The sequence below is a fragment of the Allobosea sp. UC22_33 genome, assembly GCF_042700715.1.
Lineage (GTDB): Bacteria > Pseudomonadota > Alphaproteobacteria > Rhizobiales > Beijerinckiaceae > Allobosea.
In genome coordinates, this window is sequence record NZ_CP170556.1 from 5,190,369 (window position 1) to 5,211,787 (window position 21,419).

At 61.3% G+C, this 21,419-nt stretch carries 15 protein-coding genes and 1 pseudogene; 10 read left to right on the forward strand and 6 right to left on the reverse strand.

Going from position 1 to position 21,419, the window contains the following annotated elements; genetic code table 11:
- Positions 1–25: 25 nt before the first annotated feature.
- Positions 26–499, reverse strand: coding sequence for a methyltransferase family protein (locus tag ACFJGT_RS25145; RefSeq protein ID WP_377844027.1), 474 nt, complete (start codon positions 497–499; stop codon positions 26–28).
- Positions 500–518: 19 nt separating this feature from the next.
- Positions 519–1,412 carry an NAD(P)/FAD-dependent oxidoreductase gene (locus ACFJGT_RS25150; protein ID WP_377849072.1) on the reverse strand — a complete coding sequence of 298 codons (894 nt, stop codon included), beginning with the start codon at positions 1,410–1,412 and terminating at the stop codon, positions 519–521.
- Between the two features lie 219 nt (positions 1,413–1,631).
- Here ACFJGT_RS25150 and ACFJGT_RS25155 point away from each other — a divergent pair, with 219 nt between their 5' ends.
- On the forward strand, positions 1,632–2,315 hold the full coding sequence (locus ACFJGT_RS25155; protein ID WP_377844029.1) for a TetR/AcrR family transcriptional regulator: 684 nt from the start codon (positions 1,632–1,634) through the stop codon (positions 2,313–2,315).
- Between the two features lie 301 nt (positions 2,316–2,616).
- On the opposite strand, the gene ACFJGT_RS25160 is transcribed toward ACFJGT_RS25155, so the two are convergent.
- The gene (locus ACFJGT_RS25160) at positions 2,617–2,841 is read right to left on the reverse strand and encodes a hypothetical protein (RefSeq protein ID WP_377844031.1); all 225 of its coding nucleotides are present in this window, start codon (positions 2,839–2,841) and stop codon (positions 2,617–2,619) included.
- A 450-nt stretch (positions 2,842–3,291) separates the two neighbouring features.
- On the opposite strand from ACFJGT_RS25160, the gene ACFJGT_RS25165 reads away from it, so the two are divergent.
- The 8 genes and pseudogenes from ACFJGT_RS25165 to ACFJGT_RS25200 all read left to right on the forward strand — a co-directional run bounded on the left by ACFJGT_RS25165 (position 3,292) and on the right by ACFJGT_RS25200 (position 12,806).
- Complete coding sequence (locus ACFJGT_RS25165) at positions 3,292–3,708, forward strand: DUF1236 domain-containing protein (RefSeq protein ID WP_377844033.1); 417 nt, start codon at positions 3,292–3,294, stop codon at positions 3,706–3,708.
- Positions 3,709–4,046: 338 nt separating this feature from the next.
- Positions 4,047–4,439, forward strand: a complete 393-nt coding sequence (locus tag ACFJGT_RS25170; RefSeq protein ID WP_377844036.1) for a hypothetical protein — start codon at positions 4,047–4,049, stop codon at positions 4,437–4,439.
- A 346-nt stretch (positions 4,440–4,785) separates the two neighbouring features.
- Positions 4,786–6,378, forward strand: a complete 1,593-nt coding sequence (locus ACFJGT_RS25175; RefSeq protein ID WP_377844038.1) for a glucan biosynthesis protein — start codon at positions 4,786–4,788, stop codon at positions 6,376–6,378.
- A 65-nt stretch (positions 6,379–6,443) separates the two neighbouring features.
- The gene (locus tag ACFJGT_RS25180; RefSeq protein WP_377844040.1) at positions 6,444–8,333 is read left to right on the forward strand and encodes an AI-2E family transporter; all 1,890 of its coding nucleotides are present in this window, start codon (positions 6,444–6,446) and stop codon (positions 8,331–8,333) included.
- 248 nt (positions 8,334–8,581) lie between these two features.
- On the forward strand, positions 8,582–9,703 hold the full coding sequence (locus ACFJGT_RS25185; protein WP_377844042.1) for a phosphatidylserine/phosphatidylglycerophosphate/cardiolipin synthase family protein: 1,122 nt from the start codon (positions 8,582–8,584) through the stop codon (positions 9,701–9,703).
- Positions 9,704–9,897: 194 nt separating this feature from the next.
- A pseudogene (locus ACFJGT_RS25190) lies at positions 9,898–10,110 on the forward strand (hypothetical protein); the annotation flags it as partial.
- Between the two features lie 67 nt (positions 10,111–10,177).
- The gene (locus tag ACFJGT_RS25195; RefSeq protein ID WP_377844045.1) at positions 10,178–11,398 is read left to right on the forward strand and encodes a diguanylate cyclase; all 1,221 of its coding nucleotides are present in this window, start codon (positions 10,178–10,180) and stop codon (positions 11,396–11,398) included.
- A 469-nt stretch (positions 11,399–11,867) separates the two neighbouring features.
- Entirely contained in the window at positions 11,868–12,806 is a 939-nt protein-coding gene (locus ACFJGT_RS25200; RefSeq protein WP_377844047.1) for an EAL domain-containing protein, read from the forward strand.
- Between the two features lie 294 nt (positions 12,807–13,100).
- Here the strand turns inward: ACFJGT_RS25200 and ACFJGT_RS25205 are convergent, their stop codons facing one another.
- Together ACFJGT_RS25205 and ACFJGT_RS25210 are read right to left on the reverse strand one after the other, a co-directional pair.
- Positions 13,101–15,746, reverse strand: coding sequence for an EAL domain-containing protein (locus ACFJGT_RS25205; protein WP_377844053.1), 2,646 nt, complete (start codon positions 15,744–15,746; stop codon positions 13,101–13,103).
- Positions 15,747–15,847: 101 nt separating this feature from the next.
- Complete coding sequence (locus ACFJGT_RS25210) at positions 15,848–17,101, reverse strand: FecR domain-containing protein (protein ID WP_377844055.1); 1,254 nt, start codon at positions 17,099–17,101, stop codon at positions 15,848–15,850.
- A 182-nt stretch (positions 17,102–17,283) separates the two neighbouring features.
- Between ACFJGT_RS25210 and ACFJGT_RS25215 the strand changes: the two genes are divergently transcribed.
- Entirely contained in the window at positions 17,284–18,984 is a 1,701-nt protein-coding gene (locus ACFJGT_RS25215) for a ShlB/FhaC/HecB family hemolysin secretion/activation protein (protein WP_377844057.1), read from the forward strand.
- Positions 18,985–19,410: 426 nt separating this feature from the next.
- On the opposite strand, the gene ACFJGT_RS25220 is transcribed toward ACFJGT_RS25215, so the two are convergent.
- Positions 19,411–21,252, reverse strand: a complete 1,842-nt coding sequence (locus ACFJGT_RS25220) for a PAS domain-containing methyl-accepting chemotaxis protein (RefSeq protein WP_377844059.1) — start codon at positions 21,250–21,252, stop codon at positions 19,411–19,413.
- Between the last annotated feature and the right edge of the window lie 167 nt (positions 21,253–21,419).

The following is a 21,419-nucleotide window of genomic DNA, read 5'->3' on the forward strand; positions in this document are numbered from 1 at the left end:
TCTGGAGCGCGCGGCAGTGGCCTCGTCAGAGCCAGCGGCGAACCTCGGCCTTGTATTGTCGGTAGTCGGCGCCGAACTTGGCTTCGAGATAGCGCTCCTCGCGGGCTATCACCCGGGTCTGGATCACAATCAGCACCAAGGGGAGCAAGGCCAAGGCGATCGGCCCGTCGAGGCCGATCGCAAGGCCGGCGTGGGTGAGCGCCATGCCGAGATACATCGGGTTGCGGGTCCACCGATAAGGGCCGGTCTTCGCGATGAGTTTGGTTGGCCGAGACGGACGAACGTTGGTCCCAAGCCGCCGGAACAGCCCCGCCGCCGAGAGCATCAGCGCTGCGCCTGCAATCACTAGCAGCGCGCCCGCTCCGATCACCCAATGCCGGTCGATCCCGAACGAACGCAGCGGGACGAACCGCTCCGCCGCCAATCCCAGCAAAAGCGCTCCGAGATAGATGAAGGGTGGAGGGAAGCGCACTCCGGCGCTGTCGGGTTCGGCGGCCATGGTGATCTCGCCTTCGACCTCAAGCCACCATCGACTGCTGCGCGAAGATCCCGGCCGTCGCGCCTTGCCATGTCGCCGTGGTGACCGACGGCATCCCGGGGTTGGCCAGGTCGCCGGCGGCGTAGATGCCGGGCAGACTGGTCTCGCGGCGCTCGTCGACCTTCAATGCGATGCCGGTTGGTGTGTTGACGGTTGCTAGGCCGAGTGCATCATGCAGGCTTGCTGACGGCTTCGTCCGCGGATGTGCGAACAGGATATCGACCGCGACATCCGACCCGGGCTCGATCGTGACGATAGCGCTATGGCCGCCGGGATGGACGATTGCGCCGATCCGGCCATCGACGACAGGAATGTTACGACTCGCCAAGTCGGCCCGGATATCAGAAGGAATGTCGTGACCGTCAGCGAAGAGCGTCAGCCTGTCGGTCCAGTCGTGGAATAGTCTGGCCTGATTGTGCGACTGTGGGCCGGACCAGACGAGGCCCCAATGCTGACCGGCGACTTCGAAGCCATCGCAATAGGGGCAAGGTACGATTGAAGTGCCCCAGCCCTCCGCAAAGCCCGGAACATCGGGCATCTGATCGACGATGCCATAGCTTAGGATAAGGCGGCGTGCCCTTAGGCCTTCGCCCCCGCTCGTGCTGACAGAGAAATCGTCGATGGCGCCGGAGATGCTGTCGGCTCGGGCGTCGACCAGCTTGATCGTGGGATAGCGCGCTAGCTGGCGCCGCGCCTCGGCCAAGATATCGAGCGGCGGCTTGTGATCGTGGCCGAGCATGCCATGCGAGTGCCCGGCGAAGCGGTTCCGAGGCAAGCCGGTATCGAGAACAGTCACCTTGCGACGGGCACGCCCGAGTTGCAGGGCGCCGGCGAGACCGGCGAAGCTGCCTCCGATGATGATGACGTCGTCCATGATGGTCGGCTCCGTACTGCGGATAAAGGGGGATTGGTTCTGCTGGGCGTCGGCCTTGGCGCCGTCCATGCCGATGGCTGAAACGGCGGCCAGCTTCAGTAGGGTTCGGCGGTCCATGGTTTGCCTTGCTCGGCGTTCGCTTGATCGTGCTTGCACATATATGAAACTGAGTGGTATCGTATTTTACGAATTACGATACTGTCAAGGACCAAAATTATCGTGAGCGAGAATGGGCAAGGTCGCCGGGGCCGGCCGGTCAACGAGGCGCTACGCCAAACCATCGTTGACGCCGCAGGCGAACTCTTCGTGGAGCTGGGGTTCCAGGCGACGACCTTGGACAAGGTCGCCAAACGGGCGAAAATCTCCAAGCTCAGCATCTATCGGCACTTCGAGAACAAGGAGGCGCTGTTCAGTGCAGCCGTGGCGGCACGCTGCCAGCAGCTGACGCCGGCAGCCTTATTCGCGGATGTTGAGGGTTCGGCCGAAGATCAACTCGATGCGGTAGGCTCAGCCCTGCTCCGATCGCTGCAGAGCCCGGACGTTCTCAACGTCGAGGCGATGATCATGGGCGACAAGACGAGCCAGGCGGCGCTGAGCAGGCTCTTCTTCGAAGCTGGCGCCTCTCATGTCATGGCCCAGATCGAGGCCCTGCTGCGTCAGATGCACGGGAAGGGCGTTTTGCAAGTGCCTGACCCCAAGCGCTCCGCCCGCTTGTTCGCCGCGCTCATCAAGGGGTCCGATCTTCTGATGATCGCCCGCTTCGATGAGCGCAGAGCGAAAGATGAGGACGAGATCCGGTCCTACTGCCAGTCGGCTGTTGCCATGTTCATCGCTGCGCACGGCGGAACCGACCGTCGCAGCGAGCGCCAAGCAGAGAACGCTTCACAAGGAGGCGCGAGCTAGTGAATGTTAGAGAGCTAGTGGGCAGTCGATTAAAGGGGAAAGCTGGAAGCGCTGGCGCTGTATGAAAGGGTTGCTCTGCATCTTGGCATAGCCGTGCTGCGCCAATTGCTGACGCTGATGCTTCGCCCGAAATGGGACCTGCCGGACAAAAGGCGTCACGACCGCAACATCGCCTGCAATCGATCATCTGTGAGTGACCGCGCCAGCTTTGGCCGAGGCGGTCACTGGGCTCTCTCAAGCGAAGCTTGCCATAAGAGTCGCACCAGCGATCTCCAATCTGGTGTTGCACTCGCCGGGAAAGTCAAAAAATCGTCCAAAGATTGGCAGCGCTCGCGAGGCTCCTTGAGAACGGCCGGAAAGGCTGCGTTGTTGGATTCAGTGAGACGAAATTCGATCGCATATGCTGAAAACGTTCGCCCAGAAGCGGGGTGCGCTTCCGGGCGAACGTATGCCGCTGGTCAATAGCGATAGTAGCCCCGGTCATGGCTGCGCCGGCCATAGGCACGGGCGTGCGGCGGCGGTCCATGGAAACGGCGACCGTATCCTCTGCCTGGGCGGTCCCAATGGCGGCGAACCGGACGCCAGGCGCGGTCCGCACGATAGTACTGCGCGGCCTCGACGTCGGTGGGCGCAGCTAGACCCGCATTCGACGAGACCGGTGCTGCCATGGCCGGCCCCGCTGCGAACGCCCCGAATGCCATAGCGGCAGCGAACATGAGATTGCGCATCGGTGTTTCCTCGCTTGTGAAACTCAATGACGCGCCCGGGCGGCACAATGCAATGTGAACGAATACTTCACCTGTCGTTCATATCTTTTACTATTTGTTCGCCCGATTATTGTAGCTGAAGTCGCGTGAATGGCGGTCTACATTTCAGAATTATTTAATTCACGGAACTATTTTTGAATAATAAAGTTGGTTCCGAACCTGTTAGGCCGCGGGGTTGTCTCAGTGATCGGCAGGCGGAGGTTATCGTCATGATCAAGCACATCGTTCTTGCCGCGGCTCTCGCGGCTGTCCCCGTGATAGCGCTCGCGCAAAATCCGCAGGGTGCTCAGGGCGGTGCCGCCAGCGGCTTGGCCACTGGAGCCATTGGAGGAGCCATTGTCGGTGGTCCAGTCGGGGCCGTTGTCGGTGGCGTAGGTGGCGCGGTCGTCGGCGCCATCATTGGCGACAATACGCCGCGCTTCAGAACCTATGTCGCGGAACAGCGCCGGCCGTCGTATACCTACGCTGAGCCTGTCGTCGTCGGGGCCACGTTGCCGCGCCAGGGCGTGACCTACTACGAGGTGCCGAGCGAGTATGGTGCCACAGACTATCGTTACACCGTCGTCAACGACCGCACCGTCCTGGTTGATCCCGCAACGGGCCGCATTGTGCAGGTCATCGACTGATCAGCGGACGCGCTCTGCGCGACGTCTAACGTCGCGATCCAACGATGGCTCGTCGGGATACCGCGACGTGCGCCTGACTAGTGGCCTGATCCGCAAGCCCGGTCATTCGTAAGGGTGACCGGCAGCCTCATGAGCGCCGCTTCACGCATCAGCTTCGCCGCTCTGTGAACCAGGGTTTTATTGTGCCCAAACCGGCTCTCGCCAATTGCCGGAAAGCGCCCGCTAGCCGCGCGGGAGTGGGACAACCGCGGGGCGATGCCGAGATTTGGTTCTGTTTGGAACCATTCGAAACAGCGGCAGTTATGCCGGATCCACGATAAAAAACCGGGAGCGCACCGATGAAGAAGTATCTGCTGCTTGCTCCCTTGACCTTCCTGGCCTTCCCAATTGGTGCTGCGCCGGCTTCGGCAGAGACCGTCATCGTCAAGGAACGACGCCATGTTGACAACGGCCTGCATCGCGGCTGGCGCCACGGGCATCGGCAGACTGGGCGCAAAGTCGTTGTTCAGCGCGAGGTCGGGCGACACGGCGCGACGCGCGTCACCAAGAGGGTAACCCACACCAATGCCTACGGGGATCGTCTCACGCGCAAGGTGACACGAGGTCAATTGACGGCAGCCGGAAGGATGGCCGGTGGCTATCCATTATTTCTTGAGCGCCGCGATGCGGCGCTCGTCTCATTCGCTCACATCAGTCTATCGCGAGGCACAACATGCGCCCTCTGGCATTAGTCTTCTTTGCCATTATTGCTGGCTGCAATGCCGCTCAAGCATCGGACAGAGGCGCGAGGAACCACGGCGCCGCGGTTGCAGGGTTCGAACTCGGCACACGTCTTAGCTCAGCGTCGGTAAGCGCCAGATCTCAATCTTCTATCGCAGCTGTTGAGGCGGCAGGTGAGCCGGCTAGGCCCGAGAGCAAAGAGCGCAAAGTGAGGGTGGTTTATCCCATCCCCCAATAAACGGGCGGGAGCAGATTGGCGCTAAGCTCAGCAAGGAAGGCACGCTCCGGAACTCCCGTTCTTTAGTAGCGTTCTAGGATAGGCGGAACGATATGGGTCGAAACTCGGGGGGATCATCCTTGTATTCACCGTCTCGCCGCGCACTGCTCGCCTTGCTGTCCAGCGCCGCCTTGCTGGCAGGCCGCAGTGTCGTGAACGCCCAAGCGCCAACGGGAGCGACGAAGGGCTTCGGCTATGACGATGTCGTCCAGCAGGCGACGGCCCTGGCCAGGCAGCCCTTCGATGCGGAGAGCGCCAAGATCCCGGCCGAGCTCTCGAACCTGACCTATGACAGCTATCGCGAAATCCGGTTTCGCCGCGACAAGGCCTTCTGGCGCGAGAACGGATCGGATTTCCGCCTGCTGCCCTTCCATCTCGGCTTCCTGCACAACAAGCCGGTCCAGGTTCACATCATCAACCACGGCAACGCGATCCCGATCCCGTTCACGACCGGCCTGTTCGAATACGGCAAGGTGCCCGTCCCCAAGGGCCTCTCGCCGGCGCTGGGCTTCGCCGGTTTCGCCGTCACCACCAACCTGAACGACCCGAAGGTGCAGGACGAGGTCATCTCCTTCCTGGGCGCGAGCTATTTCCGGTTGATCGGCCGGGGGCACCGCTACGGCCTGTCGGCGCGCTCTCTGGCGCTGAATGTCGGCGGCGAAGGTCCGGAGGAATTCCCGTTCATGCGGGCGCTCTGGGTAGAGGAGCCGTCACGCGACACCACAGAGCTCGTCATCTACGCCCTGCTCGATTCCCCGTCGGTCGCCGGGGCCTTTCGCTATGTCGTCCGTCCGGGCCGCGAAACCCATATGGACGTCACCGCGACGATCATCCCGCGCCGGGAGATCGAGCGGATCGGCATCGCGCCGCTGACCTCGATGTTCCAGGCTGGCGAGGGTGATCTCGGCCAGAGAACCGATTTCCGCCCTGAAATCCACGATTCGGATGGGCTGATGCTGCAGTCCGGCGGCGGAGAATGGATCTGGCGGCCCATTCGCAATCCCAAGGCGCTGCGCATATCGAGCTTCGGCGACAAGAACCCACGCGGCTTCGGCCTGATGCAGCGCGACCGCGACTTCGGCAGCTATCAGGACCTGGAAGCACGCTACGATGCGCGACCGGGCTACTGGGTCCAGCCACAGGGCGATTGGGGCGAAGGCCGGATCGATCTCATCGAAATCCCGACGGACAACGAGGCGTTCGACAACATCGTAGCGTGCTGGACGCCGAGCAAGCCGCTGCCGAGCGGCCAGGCGGCCGAGTTCCGCTACCGCATCTCGGCGATCTCGACGACGTGGAACCTGCACCCGCACGCGCAGGTGCAACAGACCTTCAACGGCTCCGACATCGAGGACGGCGTTGCCGAAGGCAAGGGCACGAAGCGCTTCATCGTCGATTTCGCCGGCGGCGATCTCGCCTACTATCAGAACGAACCCGATCGCCTCGAGCTCGTCGCTACGACGACGGCCGGGACGATCACCACGAAGATCCTGACCTTCAATGCCCCCTTGAAGGGGGCGCGTGCCATCGTCGACGCGACGTTGCCGGACGGCCAGTCCGCCGAGCTTCGCATGTTTCTCAGGGCGCGCAATCGAACCCTGAGCGAGACCTGGACTGCGACCTGGTCGGTGCCTCCCGGCGACGCCGCCGCGCTGCAATCGTCGAAGAAATAGGTTCTCCGGACGGCTGCCCGTCGTCGACCGTTTCATGCCGGCGTCCAGAATGAAGGAAACCATCGATGCCCGCGATTGAGGTTACTCCTACCATTGCGGCTCCATCGGCAAGATCCCCTGCTGACGTCGTCTCGAACGTAGCCATCGGGGTATTTATCGTCGCTGCGCTTTATTTCGGCCGCGAGGTGTTCGTCCCGGTGGCGCTCGCGATCCTGTTCAGCTTCGTCCTGGCTCCGCTGGTCAAAGGTCTGCAGAAGCTGCGCGTGCCACGAGCGCTGGCCGTTTTTGTCGTCGTCCTGATTGCGTTTGCAACGCTGGCGGCCTTGACGATGGCTATGGTTGGCCAGGCGACGCAATTGGCGAGTGAGCTGCCGACCTATCAAAACACTATCCGCGCCAAGATTGCCGCCTTGAAAGGCTCGGGCGCTGGAAGCGGGGTTTTGAGCCGGGCCGCGGATGTCTTGCAAGACTTGGGTAAGGAACTCGATCGTCCGAAGGCAGAAGCTCCTGCCTCAAATGGAACCCCAGGTCCCGCGCGGGACGGACGCCCGATCCCGGTCGAAGTGCATCAGCCGGAGCCCGGCGCTATCCAAACGCTGCAGGCCTTTCTGGCTCCGCTGATCCACCCTCTGACGACAACCGGAATCGTGCTCATCTTCGTGGTATTCATCCTGTTGAAGCGTGAAGACCTGCGAAACCGGTTCATCCGATTGACCGGCACCTATGATCTGCAGAAGACGACGGCCGCATTCGATGACGCCGGCAAGCGCCTCAGCCGCCTGTTTCTCACCCAGCTTATCGTCAACGCCGGGTTCGGCGTGGTGATCGGTTGCGGCCTTGCCGCCATCGGCGTTCCCAGCGCTCTGCTCTGGGGAATTTTGGCGGCGATCCTACGATTCATTCCCTATCTCGGCGCCGTCCTCTCGGCCGTTTTTCCGATGGTGATCGCCGCATCGGTCGATCCCGGTTGGACGATGCTCGCGTGGACGGCGGCGTTGTTCGTGATCGCCGAGCCCCTCGCCGGGCATGTGATCGAGCCGCTGGCCTATGGCCGCTCTACCGGGCTCTCGCCCGTCGCCATCGTGGTCGCCGCGACATTCTGGACTTGGCTATGGGGGCCCATCGGGCTGGTTTTGGCGACACCCTTGACCGTTTGTCTCGTCGTCCTTGGCCGGCATGTCGAAAGACTGGAATTTCTGGACGTGATGCTGGGAGATCGACCTGCCTTATCGGCTCCAGAGATTTTTTATCAGCGAATTCTGGCTGGAGACCCCGCGGAAGCAGCCGACAAGGCTGAGGAGGTGCTCAAAGAGCGCTCGCTATCCGCCTATTACGACGAGGTGGCGCTCGAAGGACTGCGCCTGGCCGCTGCGGACGAGGCCCGTGGTGTCCTCGACGCGTCTCGGCGAAACCAGATCCTCGCGAGCATTCGGGAGGTCGTGGAGGATCTGTCTGATCATGAGGATCGCCGCCCAGAATTGACAGATGCGACGTCCGATCCCGAGAGCGAGGCGGCCGTCGAACAGACCGACGAAAGCGAAGGAACCTCGGACTTGCCGGTGCTCGGCGCGACTGACCTTAAAGAGGCATTCCAGGGTAGCGATCGTGTCGTCTGCATAGGCGCGAGGTCGCAGCTCGATGAGGCTGCCGCGCTGATGTTGAGCCAGATACTAGGCAAGCATGGATTAGCTGCTGATGCGCTACCTCCAACCACTCTGTTGACCACAGGTCTGGAACGTCTCGCCAAGCAAAGCCCCGCCTTGATCTGCGTTTGCTTCATCGGCCCGCAGGGGGCGGCCCACATCAAGTATGCCGTCAGGCGCCTGCGGCGCCGGGTCCCGACCGCGGCGCTCGTGTCGGGCAATTCTCGCTCGACTCGAGCCTCGCGTCGGATCTTCAAGCCCCGGGCGACACGGTGGAAACATCCCTGCGAGGAGTCTGCCGAGCCTGCCTGACCTTGGCCACGAAACATGATGCGGCATAATCAGAGGGCGAGGATGCTCGCCTCAATCGACGCGCTGGACTGCATTTCTACGAGGTGGTCGTGAAGTGGCGAAGACACCCTCTTTGGGTTGCGATGATATCGGCTGCGCTCGGAGCGTTGGGATGCCTGGCGGCCTTCACGCTTCTCCCGGAGCCGCAGGAGCTGAGACAACCGCTTCCCCATCACCTGGCTTCCTCGGATGAACAGCTCAGAACATCGATGGGGGCTCTCTTCGGGTCGAGTTACATCCCCGGCAATCGGGTCGACACGCTGGCCAACGGCATTCAGATTTTCCCAGCGATGCTGCGCGCCATCCGCGAAGCACGGCAGACGATCAGCTTCGAGACTTATATCTATTGGCGCGGCGCCATTGCCGAAGATTTTGCCGATGCCCTGTCGATCAAGGCCCGGGAGGGCCTCAGCGTAAAGGTGCTGCTCGATTGGGTCGGCAGCCTGCCGATGGACGAGCGCCTCATCCAGCGGATGCGGGATGCAGGCGTTGAGGTCGTCCGGTTCCGCCCGGTCACCTGGTATACGCTGGACCGGATTAACAATCGGACTCACCGAAAGCTGCTGATCATCGATGGCCGCATCGGCTTTACGGGCGGTGTCGGTATAGCCGACGAGTGGAATGGCGATGCTCGTTCGCCGAGTGAGTGGCGCGACAATCACTACCGCGTGGAGGGGCCCGCAGCGGCGGAGTTTCAGGCGGCGTTCGCGGAGCACTGGATCGAGGCGACCGGCGAACTGCTATTGGGGGACCGCTTTTTCCCCAAAATAAGCTCAACCGGCGAGCGCGGTACGCAGGTGGTTATAAGCTCCACACATCAACGCAACGTCATGCATCTCATGCTCATGACGGCGCTTGCCGCTGCGCAAAAGAATATCCGGATCGCGACGCCTTATTTCGTGCCCGACGAGCTCACGCGCAGGCAGCTTCTTGAAGCCCGCCAGCGCGGCGTCGACATCCAAATCATCGTCCCTGGATCACAGACCGATGCGCGCATCGTCAGGAAGGCGTCACGGCACCTTTGGGGGGATCTCCTCCAGGCCGGCGTGAAGATCAGCGAATATCAGCCGACCTTCTTCCACTGCAAGCTAGTCATCGTCGACGACATCTGGACTTCGGTCGGGTCGACGAACGTCGACGATCGCGCTCTCAGACTCAATGACGAGGCCAATATCAATCTGTTCGATCGGGAATTCGCCCGCGCCCAGACCGCCCTGCTCGACAAGGATGCGGCGGCCTCGAAACCTTACACCTTCTCGGATTGGCAAGGCCGCTCGACGGGGCAGAAGGTCTCGGACTGGGTGTCCAGTCTGGCTCGATCACAAATTTAGACCTTTGATTCACCTTGCCCGCTGCCGTCTACAGGCTAGATCACCTATCTGGCCTGCTGCCATTTTGTGGACATCGGGCCAACAACGTGTCACCTGCTCGACGAGCCGCTGTGCCAAAGTCTGCGACAAACCCGCGAGGGAGAGTTCTTTCGCTGCTTCGCGTGGCCCTTTAGGGTTCCGAGCTCAAAACCGAGCGGATCAGTGGCAGGATCTGCGGAACACGTGACGACGTTCGTGCGGACATGTTCGACTCCGTCGTACAATTCCACAACGCCGTTCGCAGGCGATCGACAATCAGCTACATCAGCCGGGTTGAGTTCGAAAGGAAGGTTGGGATTACCCAACGACTATCCACAGAACCGGAATTGGCCATATCGATTCCATTCCATCCTGAAGAGCGCGGCTGAAGAGGCGGTTTAACTTATCGTTAGCGTCTGGGATCTTTTGTGGTGCAGGCTCCATGGGAGGTGCAGCATGCTCCACGCAAATTGGGCAATCGAACAGGAACGGCTGGACGCTCTCGCTCGTTTTGATATCCTGGACAGCCCGGAGGAGGAGGCTTTTGAGCGCGTCGCACGTTTAGTTTGCCGCATCCTAGACGTTCCGATGTCAACGGTGGCCTTCCTCGATGGTCATAGACAATGGTTCAAGGCGCGCCAGGGTATCGACGCCTGCGAGACCGCGCGAGGACCCGCAATATGTAACTTCACAATCGGCCGGGCCGAGCCTCTCATTATCACCGACACGCTTCGGGACGGTCGCTTCTGCGAGAACCCGTTCGTAACCGGTCCGCCCCATGTGCGGTTTTACGCAGGCTTCCCGCTGCGGAGCGCCGAGGGGCAGAATATCGGCACGCTTTGCGCCATGGCGCCGGCCCCCCGCTCGATCACGGCAGACGAGATCGTTATCCTGCAAGACCTTGCCGCTGTCGTCATGGACGCGCTGGAATTGCGACAACTCGCCAGCGTTGACGGGCTGACCGGAGCGCTCTCGCGTCGAGCCTTCCGAGACGCGGCCACCCGCCAGCTCTCGCTGGCGAAGCGCCATAGACACGAGGCAAGTTGCTTACTGCTGGACCTCGATCATTTCAAAGCAGTCAATGACAGCTACGGTCATGCGACGGGCGATAAGGTGCTGGCCGAGAGCATTGCAACCTGCCGCAGCCTGCTTCGTGAGAGCGACCTTATCGGCCGCATAGGTGGTGAAGAGTTCGCGGTGATGCTGCCGCTTACCGGGCGAGAGGCCGCGTTGGGCGTCGCAGAGAAGCTGCGCAGCGCGATCTCTGCCCAGCACTTCTCCGCGGCTGAGCGCTCGTTCTCAATTACAGCGAGCTGCGGCTTGTCAACTTTCAGCCCAGCGATGACTGATCTGGACACAATGCTCCAGCGAGCCGACCAAGCGCTCTACGCCGCTAAGGAGCAAGGGCGCGACCGCTGTGTCGCCGCTGCGGTGGCTGAAGTCGAAAGCAGCCTCGGCCGACGCGTACTTAAGGCCGGGCAGATCGTTTTCAACTCTGGTCGCTCAGTGATCGACTGCACGGTAAAGCGGCTTTCTGAACAGGGCGCGAGCCTCGCCATAATGAACACGGCCGGCGTTCCGGAGCGCTTCAAGCTCGCAATCGCTGCAGATGGTTTCTCCAAAACTTGCGAGATCGCGGGCAAAGCAGGCGGGGAACTTGAGGTTCGCTTTGCCTGATACGCCAGGCTGTTTCGCTCAGAATTCTGTTGTTGTTTGCTCGGCAAAACGCTCAGGGCTTGCCGACGGACGGACAGGAATGGTTTTAATTCCACCGATTGTGCGCGGCGTACGCGGCAGGCTCTGTTAGAAACAATTCACCCCTGCACCGTAGGATTGAAATTCAACTATTGATCGACTCAAGGCAATCTGATGTTGGCCGACGCATCCGATTTGAACAGTATTCCAACGGTGCTCTCACCACACGTCTCTCAAAATATTGACCGCGTTCTTGCAGCCATAAGAACGCATTTGCGAATGGATGTGGCGTTTGTGTCAGAATTTTTAGGCACAAATCGGATTCTAAAAAAATGTAAACTGTGATTATACCGAGGGCATTTTCAAGGCAGGCGACGTAATTCCACTTGCAGCCGGCTACTGCAAACACGTTGCGTCCGGCGCTTTGCCGCAATTAATTGCGGACACTTCTGTGGTCGAATTAGCGATGTCTATTGCGGAGACGGCGTCCATTCCGATTGGTGCCCATTTGAGCGTTCCAATCAAAGTCGACGATGAGCGCATTTTTGGGACATTTTGTTGCTTTAGTCACAAACCTCAACCAGAGTTGGGCGAGCGCGACCTTGATCTACTGAGAACCTTCAGTCTCTTGCTCGCAGCTGACATAGCGGCCGATGTAAGCGAGAACCGTGCCCGACGCGCCGCCGTAGAAAATATTGGTTCGGCGATAAGAAGCGGGGATCCGAACCTCGTATTTCAGCCGATTAGAGCGCTGAACGACGGCTCCATACTCGGCGTCGAATGCCTTTCAAGATTTGCGACTGAGCCCACACGCCCGCCAAACGAATGGTTCGCTGAAGCTCATCGAGTAGGCTTGGGGGCCGAGCTTGAGCTATTGGTTGCGCGAAAGGCTATCTCATTTTGCGCCCATTTGCCCGCCTCCGCCAGTCTGAGCATCAACATCTCGCCCAACACGCTTCTTCAACAGGGGCCCCTCACCCAAGCGCTTTCCGGCTTTGACCCGCACCGCCTCGTGATCGAAATAACAGAGCACCTCCCTGTCGCTGACTATCAATCGATCATAGACGCTCTTGCCCCGCTAAGGGCTCAAGGAATACGCATAGCGATCGATGACGCAGGCGCCGGCTATTCGAGCATGCGGCATATCCTTGACCTGCGCCCAGATATAATCAAATTCGATATCAGCCTCACCCGTAACGTCGACCGGGACCCCATACGTAGAGCTCTCGCCGCGGCACTTGGCGTATTCGCTCAGCGCGTCGGCACGATGATCATCGCTGAAGGAATCGAAACTCAGGCGGAACTTGATGTGCTTCGTGAGGTCGGCTTTTATAGCGGACAAGGCTATCTTCTTGGTAGACCCAAGGCACTCGATGAAATTTTCGGATAACCGGCCGCATTTCTTCGAAACGATTGTTTTGCCCGCCGGAAAATGGTCTTTCTCAAAGTAGGCTATATAATCGTGAGAGATCCCTGCAAAGCAGACCGAGGAATCGCCAGCTTCCCGTACACGAGGGCAGTTGGAAGCACAGGTGTTGCTAAGCTTCCGACTCACCGTCTCAGCTGTCGCGCCTATGTCCCGACGAGGCCATAGAGAAATGCTCAGCCTCGGCAGAACGAGCTTTGAGATGAGGTGGCCTCTGTTGGCCACAGCTGAGCATGCTCTCGGCCGACGCATAGAGCTTTATGCTGCCCAACGTAGCCAAGCATTTTCAAGTTCACGAGCAGGCATGGGGCGCGCGAAGAGGTAACCTTGACCTTCCCGGCAGCCCAGTGCGGTCAAGAGCGCGGCGGCCGCCTCGGTTTCGATGCCCTCGGCGATGATCGATTTCCCCAAGGCTTTTCCCAGATCGATGGTGGCCGTGACGATCGCGGCATTCTCGCTTCCCGGCTCCAGGTTCCGAACGAAGGTCTGGTCGACCTTGATGGTATCGAGTGGGAAGTCCCGCAGCGAGGTCAAGCTGCCGTAGCCCGTTCCGAAATCGTCGAACGCGATGTGAACACCGAGCGAGCGCAGCGATCCGAGGATCGCCCTGACGCGGCTGATGTCATCGAGAATGATGTCTTCCGTCACTTCGAGTTCGAGCCAGGCGGGATCGAGCCGGGTGGCGTCCAAAAGACGCGCGACGTCGACCGCAAGCGTTCCCGCCGTGAACTGGGACTGCGAGAGATTGATGCCGACACGCAAGGGCGTTCCCCGCTGCTGCCAGATGGCGGCTTGGCGGATCGCGGTTTCAAGAACCCAGGCCGAGACCCCGTCCGCAAGCGAGCTTCCGTTGATCACCGGCATGAACTCGCCGGGCGAGACGTAGCCACGCTCGGGGTGGTGCCAGCGGATCAGGGCTTCCGCGCCCACGATCGATCGGGTCTGGAGATCCACCTGCGGCTGATAGAACAGTTCGAATTCTCCTGCCGTCAGTGCCTGACGGAGCCGGTTTTCCAGGGCCATCCGCTTCTCGACCTCGTCGCGCATCCCCGGCGCGAAGCTGACGGCGATCTCCGCCTCCTGCCGCTGAGCCGCGGCGAGCGCGAAACGGGCATTGCCGAGCCAGACCTCCGGATCGGCGGCCTCCTCGGAACCGGCGTGGCCGAGGACGATCGGCACGCGTACCACGCGGCCCTCGGCTTCGAGCGGCTCGTTGCGGAACGTCTCGATAAGCGATGCCGCGAGACGATCGACATCAACCTGGCTCGCCGGCAGCAGAATCGCGAATTCGTCGCTGTCGCTCCGCGACAGGATCAGGCCCTGGCCGATCCTGGATTTCAGCCTTGTCGCCGCGGCGCGGATAAGCGCGTCGGCGAAGGTCTGGCCTTCAAGATCCCGCATCCGCCGGAAATGCCAGAGGCTTGCGAGCATGAGGCGTTGCGGCTCGTCCCGGCGCAGGGCGTCGCTCAAGGCGGTGATCAGGCTGTTGCCGTTCGGAAGATCGGAGACGGGATCCGTTTCCGCGAGATAGCGAATGCGCTCCTGCTGCCGTCGGCGTTCGGAGATGTCGCGCAGCACGACGCCGTATTGTCGGCCGGAGGGTGTCTCCCAGACCGACCAACTGCATTCGAGCGGAAAAAACTCGCCGTTTGCGCGCTTTCCCGTCTCTTCGCGAACTTGGCCATTGGTTGTCGGAGGCGCGCTGGCGTCGGGGCCGGCTGCGTCGACGGCCAGCAGCCGGGCAAACTGCAGGTTTCTCATCTGCGCGGCATCGAGGCCGAAAATCCGGCTCGCTGCCGCGTTCGACATCGAGATGCGCCCCTCCCGGTCGACGCAAACGAGCCCGTCCGACAACGACATGGCGACGTTGTTGAAACGCTTTTCCGCGGCAAGCCGGAGCAGGCCGCGGAGATCGACCTCCTCGACGAGTGCAATCAGGGCATAAGCGACGGCCGCGACGTGAAGGAGGGATGTATCGATCGCGATCGGATAGACAAACTGGATCGCGACCGCTCCCGCTTCGGTTGCGATAGCTGCGGAGATCACGGCGAGTATCCGATGCCGTGTCCGGCGTCGCCTTAGCACGAATGCGGTCAGAAGCGGCCCGAACAGCAACGCGCTCGAAAGCGCGAGCGTGGTCGTTCGCAAGGTTCGACCCTGCAGCATCGATTCCGCGGCGAGAACCTGCAGCAAGGCACCGGGGATGATCTGCCCGCCAGGGATCACGAACCGGTCGCCGAGTTCCGCGGCCGTGCCGGCGACGATGACCTTCTTGCCGCGCAGGACGGCTCCCAAGTCCCCATTCCCTCGTAGAATGTCGATATAGGGCACGCCGCGCACCCCGCGGCCATCGATGCCGAAATCGATCCGGAACTCCGGGGTGGAGGGTTGGTGCAATCCCGCAAGGAGCGAAGCGATGGAGGGAATGAACTGACCATCGATCATGGCGCCGAAGCTGAAATCGCGTGCGACGCCGTCTCGGTCCGGCGCGACGTTGACCATGCCGAGCCAGGCATCCGCCTCGAACATGGCTAGCGGGCGGTTCACATAGCCCTGCCGCGCGCCGCCGGCATCAGAAGCGACCTGCCTGAAGATCGGCAGGATGACGCTGCCACCCGCACCCTTGAGCGCGTCCGAGAACCGCTGGTCCTCCGCGTCGACGGAGCGGGCGCTAAAATCGACGTCGAAGGCGATGTCGGTCACGCCCAGTTCGGCGAGCTTGCCGACCAGCTCGGCATGAAGCGACCTAGGCCAGGGCCAGCGCCCGATCGCCGCAATCGAGCGTGGATCGATCTCGACCATGGCGATGGTGCCGGATGGTGCCCGCTTGACCAGGTTGAAGCGCGCGTCCAGCACCGTCTCCCGCAAGCGTTCATGGGCGCCGGCCAGAACGACGAGCGCCACGGCCAGTAGGGCGAACAGATAGGACCGGGATCGTAGCAGCAGCCCTACAGGCCTAGCCTTCCATCCCCATGCCGCCGCTCGGCTGCCTTGCACGGCCACTTTCAATTCTTCTTGCCCAGGCCCAGTGCCTTGCCGATGCCGTTCCCGCCATGCTGGCCGTAGGCGTTGCCGCGGCCGCGGTTCTCGATGAGAGTGTCGAGGCCACCCACGAACTGGCCAGTGAGTCCGAGAAGACCGCCGGACGATGATCCGGAGTGGCCGCCGGTGCCCCGACCTTGACCGCCGCCAGCCTGGGCGCCACCGCCCGTTCCGCCGCCGCTCCCCACGCCACCGCCACCATTCGCCGCGGCATTCGAAATGATAATGCTACCGGCTGCAGAGGGGCCTGCGGTCATGGCCGTAGATGCCGCAGATCCGGACGATGAGCCATTGCCGTTCGGTCCGGCGGATCCGCTATTGTCCAGACGGATGTTGTTGCCGCCGTTGCCCGGCTGGAGGCGGCTCGACCAGCCCTTGCTCTTCGCGTTAACGGCGCTGTCGTTGCGCGCCATGCCGTTCGTGACCTGACGGATGTTGAGATGCAGCTCTCCGATCGGGGCGAGGATGCGCGCGCCGCCCGCCGGTGTCCGAGCGATGACCGGCTGACTGGGGCCGGAAGCACCGGCCGAGGTCGTGGGCTGCGCATTGCGCAAGGGAACCGCGCCGGCGTCCGGCTTCAGGCCGCCGGCCGGGACGGGCATAGGCTGCACGCGCGGGGCCTGAGCAGGCCCGCGCATGACAGTTCCGAGCTCTCCGCTGCCACCGACCCTCAGGCCGGGCGTCCCGCCGCCAGATGATCTCGCGAACTGCTGCGGGTTCACCAGTGTATAGTCGCCTGAGCGAAAATCGGTGACCTGCACCTGGCCGCGGACGACTTCGACTTTAGTATGGCCGACGGTAACCGAAACGCGGAAACGCGTCCCCTTCACCACCGCTGCGAGATAGGGCGTCTCGACTTCGAAATGCTGCACGTTCCGCTTTTCGACATCCAGCAGGATGGTTCCCGCCTGCTGTATGACGGTCGACAGGCCGGACCGCCCGGCTTCGGGCAGACTGATCGCGGAATTCGGCGAGACCAGTATCGTTTCCTGGCCGCGCACGAGCAGAACGCGTCCGGTGCGCCCGGTCCGGATGGAATCGCCCGGCCGCAACTCCGTCTTCTGCGTCAGCGAGGCAGGATGGCTTGCTGAGCCGACCCAAGCCTCTCCGGAACTCTTCGCGACCGTCCAGACATTGTCCTGCGCGACGGCGGGCAGGCTGCAGGTGTAAAACCATGCGGCTGCGACCGCGAACCAGAACGCGAAACGGCCCGTCATGCACTCATTCCTTGAGGCGGAAGGCTTCCATGCTGGAAGCGTCGTGACCGTCACCTAAGCATGAAGCCATGAAGAGAAACTTAGCCCTCATCCGCATCGCAACCTTTAATACTTACGCTTCATTAACCCTTTCCGTTCACCTCTCCTTAAAGAATGGGAATCGGGCAGGTGGGCGTTTGCGAATGACTGAAGGCTTGGGCTTCATAGGCAGGGCGGCTGCTGCGATCGTCCTGTCGCAGCTCACAGTCGTGCCTGTTTCCGCGCAAGCGGTTCCGCCCGCGAATCCCCTGCGGCCGGCGCCGCTGGCGGCCGAGACACAGTCAGAACGGCGCGAGGCGGAGGAGCGCCGCAATCCCGTCACGCTTCCGGCGATCGGCTCGGGGGCTGAGCTCGAAGATCAGACGCCGCTATTCCGAGTCAAGCAGGTGGAACTGCAAGGCGCCACGGCCCTGTCTGCCGCCGAGTTGGCATTTACCTATCAGCCCTATCTCGATCGCGAGCTTTCTGCGCAGAATCTGGCTGCGATCGCCGCCGCCATCACCGCGCGCTACCGTGCCGCGGGTTTTCATCTCAGCCGGGCCCTGATCCCGCCCCAGGACATGCGCTCGGGTGCGCTGAGGGTCACCGTCGTCGAGGGCGCGATCGAGCAGGTCAGCATCTCGGGAACGGATGCCGCCTTCGGGCTGGAGCGCCTGCTCGCACCGCTCACCGAGGAGCGGCCGTCGCGCCTAGCCAGCCTGGAACGCCAGCTCCTGCTCCTCAACGAACGGCCGGGCATCAAGGTCGTCGACACGACGCTCGACGAGACATCGCCCGGTTCAGGCCGCTTCCGCCTCGGCGTCAAGACCGAGAGCTGGCGCCTCTACGGAGCCGCGGCCATCGACAATATGGGCTCCGCGTCATCGGGGCCGTGGCAGGCATCTGGCAGCGTCGCGCTCAATTCCATGCTGATGCCGGGCGACAGCCTAACGGTCAGCGGGTCCTTCGTCCCCGGCTCGCCGCGCGAGATGCGCTATGGCCGGATCGCCTATGATCTGCCGCTCGGTTCCGACAGCTGGCGCATCGGCGTCTCGGCATCGCATAGCGAGAACTGGCCGGGCGATCTTCGCCGGTATCTAAGGAACCGCTCGCAGGCAGACACGGTCGAAGCGAGGATCTCCTACGCGCCGATTCTCAGCCAGATGCAGTCGCTATGGCTCACGGCGTCGCTCGGCGTGACGCGTGCGTCCGAGCGGGATTTCATCGGGCCGATCTTCGCCGACCGGATCGGCATCGCTAGTTTCACGGCTGACTACAAGCTGCACCTGCGCGCCAGCAGCTGGACCTATATTTCCGCGACGGCTCGCAAGGGCCTCGGCCTCATCGACGGACAGGCCGATAGCGCCGACTGGCTGTCCCGCCATGACGCCTCTCCGCATTTTGCGCTGATCAACGCCTCGCTGACGCATTACGAGAACTTCAACGAGAACTGGTCGATCAAGCTGGCGGCAGGGGGCCAGCTGGCGTCCGGTCCTCTCCTGACGTCGCAGCAATATGCTTTGGGCGGGCTTTCGTTCGGCCGTGGCTTCGACGCCGGCTGGATCTCCGGCGACGACGCGATCGCAGGCTCGGCCGAACTGCGTTACGACCAGTTGCTGTCGCTCAAGTTCATCAAGGGCTACCAATTGTTCACATTCGTCGAAGGCGGAGCCGCGCGGATCAAGCTCCCGGGTCGCGACCTCGACCAGAGTTTCGCGTCGGCGGGCGCGGGTGCGCGCCTGTTCCTGACGGACGATCTCCACCTCTCGGTCGGCATCGCCAAGCCGATCATGATGAACTCGCCGTTCGAGACTAAGAAAGGCGCGCGCCTTCTTTTCTCGCTATCAAATATATTCCGGTTATAGAACAAACCTGAGATTGCGCACGATCGCGAATGAACTCCTGCCCGCGGACTTATATTGCGGCAGATCTCTGTCGCACGATCGGCGCGCTTTTCAGATCTCACACAATAATGGCGACGGTGATGATGGTGCTTAGGCGGAATCGTGACGTCGAATCCCGGAATTTGTTCTACGATATTTCCGCAAAAGGCAGGAATTCAGCAGACAGCTGACATGTTCTGGGCCTTCAGTTGCTCGCCGCCCCGGCCCACCAGAAGCGGACGATCGCCACGCAGATTTTTCGTTTGAGAAGCAAAGCTCTGTGACTCGGTGCTTAGATTGGATGCAGTTGGCTGCATCTGCGCGGAAGATTAGCAATTTTAAAAACTCGAATCCGGAGACCTAAGCCTCACCTTTTCCAGTCGGCGCAATTATCCTCAGAGTCTATAGCTAGACCTCCTGGAATTCTTCCCATCCAAGGTCGGGCCCATTGACTTGTCGACGCGCGTTAGTCGCCGTGACCGCGCGCTGTGGCGCTGTTGTTGAGAAAAGCCCCATCTGGGCAGCGATCTTGCGAAGCTGCGTTCCCTCAGTGCCAATATTGTTTGATCCCGCGCCATTTCGCGGCACGCGGAATCCCTCGATTAGGCGCTTCAGAGCATCTGTTGCGGTCTGAAGCTCAGAGGCTATACCGGCGCTCTGATCGGCCATCGCTGAGTTGCGTTGAGTCATCTCATCCATATGCGCAACGACCTTGGCCACCTCTTCGATACCATTGGCCTGCTCACGAGATGCGCTTTTTATCTCGTCCAGAGCAGCAGATACGTTTGTTGAGGAACCGACGATTTCGGACAGCGCCGAGCCAGCTTGCTGCACAAGTTTTACGCCATTAGCTACCTGTTCGCCGGAGTTGCTGATCAGCTTTTTGATGTCGTTTGCGGCTTCGCTCGATCTTTGCGCCAGGGTGCGGACCTCGGACGCGACCACCGCAAAGCCCTTGCCAGCGTCGCCGGCACGGGCCGCCTCCACAGCTGCGTTGAGTGCCAGCAGATTGGTTTGGAAGGCAATGTCGTCGATGACGCGGATGATATTGCCAATGTCGGCGGACGCTTGCTCGATCCCTCCCATAGCAACAACTGCGTCGCCTACGATGGAACCTCCACGATTGGCCACCTCGTTGGCGGCTGCCCCAAGGTCCGCAGCTTCGCAAGCGCGCTCGAAGCTCTGCTTCACGGACGCCGCCAACTCCTCAGTCGTTGCAGCGGTCTCCTCCAATGAAGCCGCCTGCTCCTCTGTCCGTTGGGCCAGATCCTTGCTGTCTGCCCCGATCCGGTTAGAGCCTGCGCTGATGCGCTCAGAGATCCTCGTTACGGTCTCGATGACCGTTGAGAACGAATCCAGCAATTCGTTGATGCCGTTGCACAGTTCGGCGATTTCCCCGGATTTGCCGCCGAGCGGCACGCGCTGGGTCAGGTCCTTCGATTGGGTAGCCAAGATGACCGAACGCGTTTCTGCGACCGCAGATTCCAGGGCAGCCGCACCCAATTTCGATGCCGTGATGTCGGTTGCATATTTTACGACCTTGTAAGGCTGACCGAGGGCGTCGAGAATCGGATTGTAGCTCGCCTGGATCCAGACTTCTCGGTCGCCCTTGCCGATCCGCAGATACTGACCCTCGTCGTACTCGCCACGCCCCAGCTTCTCCCAGAACCGAGCATAGCGGTCAGAGCTTCGCTCCGACGGCGCAACGAACATTGAATGATGTTGGCCCTTAATTTCCGGAAGAGCGTAGCCAAGAGCGTGCAGGAAATTGTCGTTGGCATCGAGGACATTTCCAGACAGATCGAACTCGATGACAGCCTGCGACTTCCGGATCGCCGCGAGTTGCCCCTCCGCGTTCGAAACCGCTTCCTTGATTGCTGAGATGTCAGTTGCGTACTTGATGACCTTGAATGGGTGCTTCCCATTGGTACCGCAGATCGGGGTATAGGTTGCCTGCAGCCAGACGCGGCTGCCATTCTTAGCTAAGCGCGCGAACTGTGCCTGAAACGCCTGGCCGGCCTTCAAGTCACGCCAAAAGCTGCGATAAGCCTCTGATGAACGCTCCTCGGATGGAACGAAGATCGAATGGTGCTGGCCGACAATCTCTTGGCGAGCATAGCCTACCGTCCGAAGGAAAAGATCGTTGGCCTCTAGAATCTTCCCATCGAGGTCGAATTCGATGACGGCCTGCCAACGGCGGATCGATGCGGCTTCTGCGCCGGCTTGATGACTGTTGCGCCTAAAAAGCATGAAAATCCCCGCTTTATGATTAATTTTTTCTCCTGCATTCTGATTGAAAAATAGTTACCTAACGTCAGAGCACGCTGCCAGCTGTGTCGCGCCTTTAGCTGAACTCGCTATTTGCGCAGAAGCGGATGCAGGTGGCGTTGGCAGGGTAGGTCCGCTCACGACCCGTA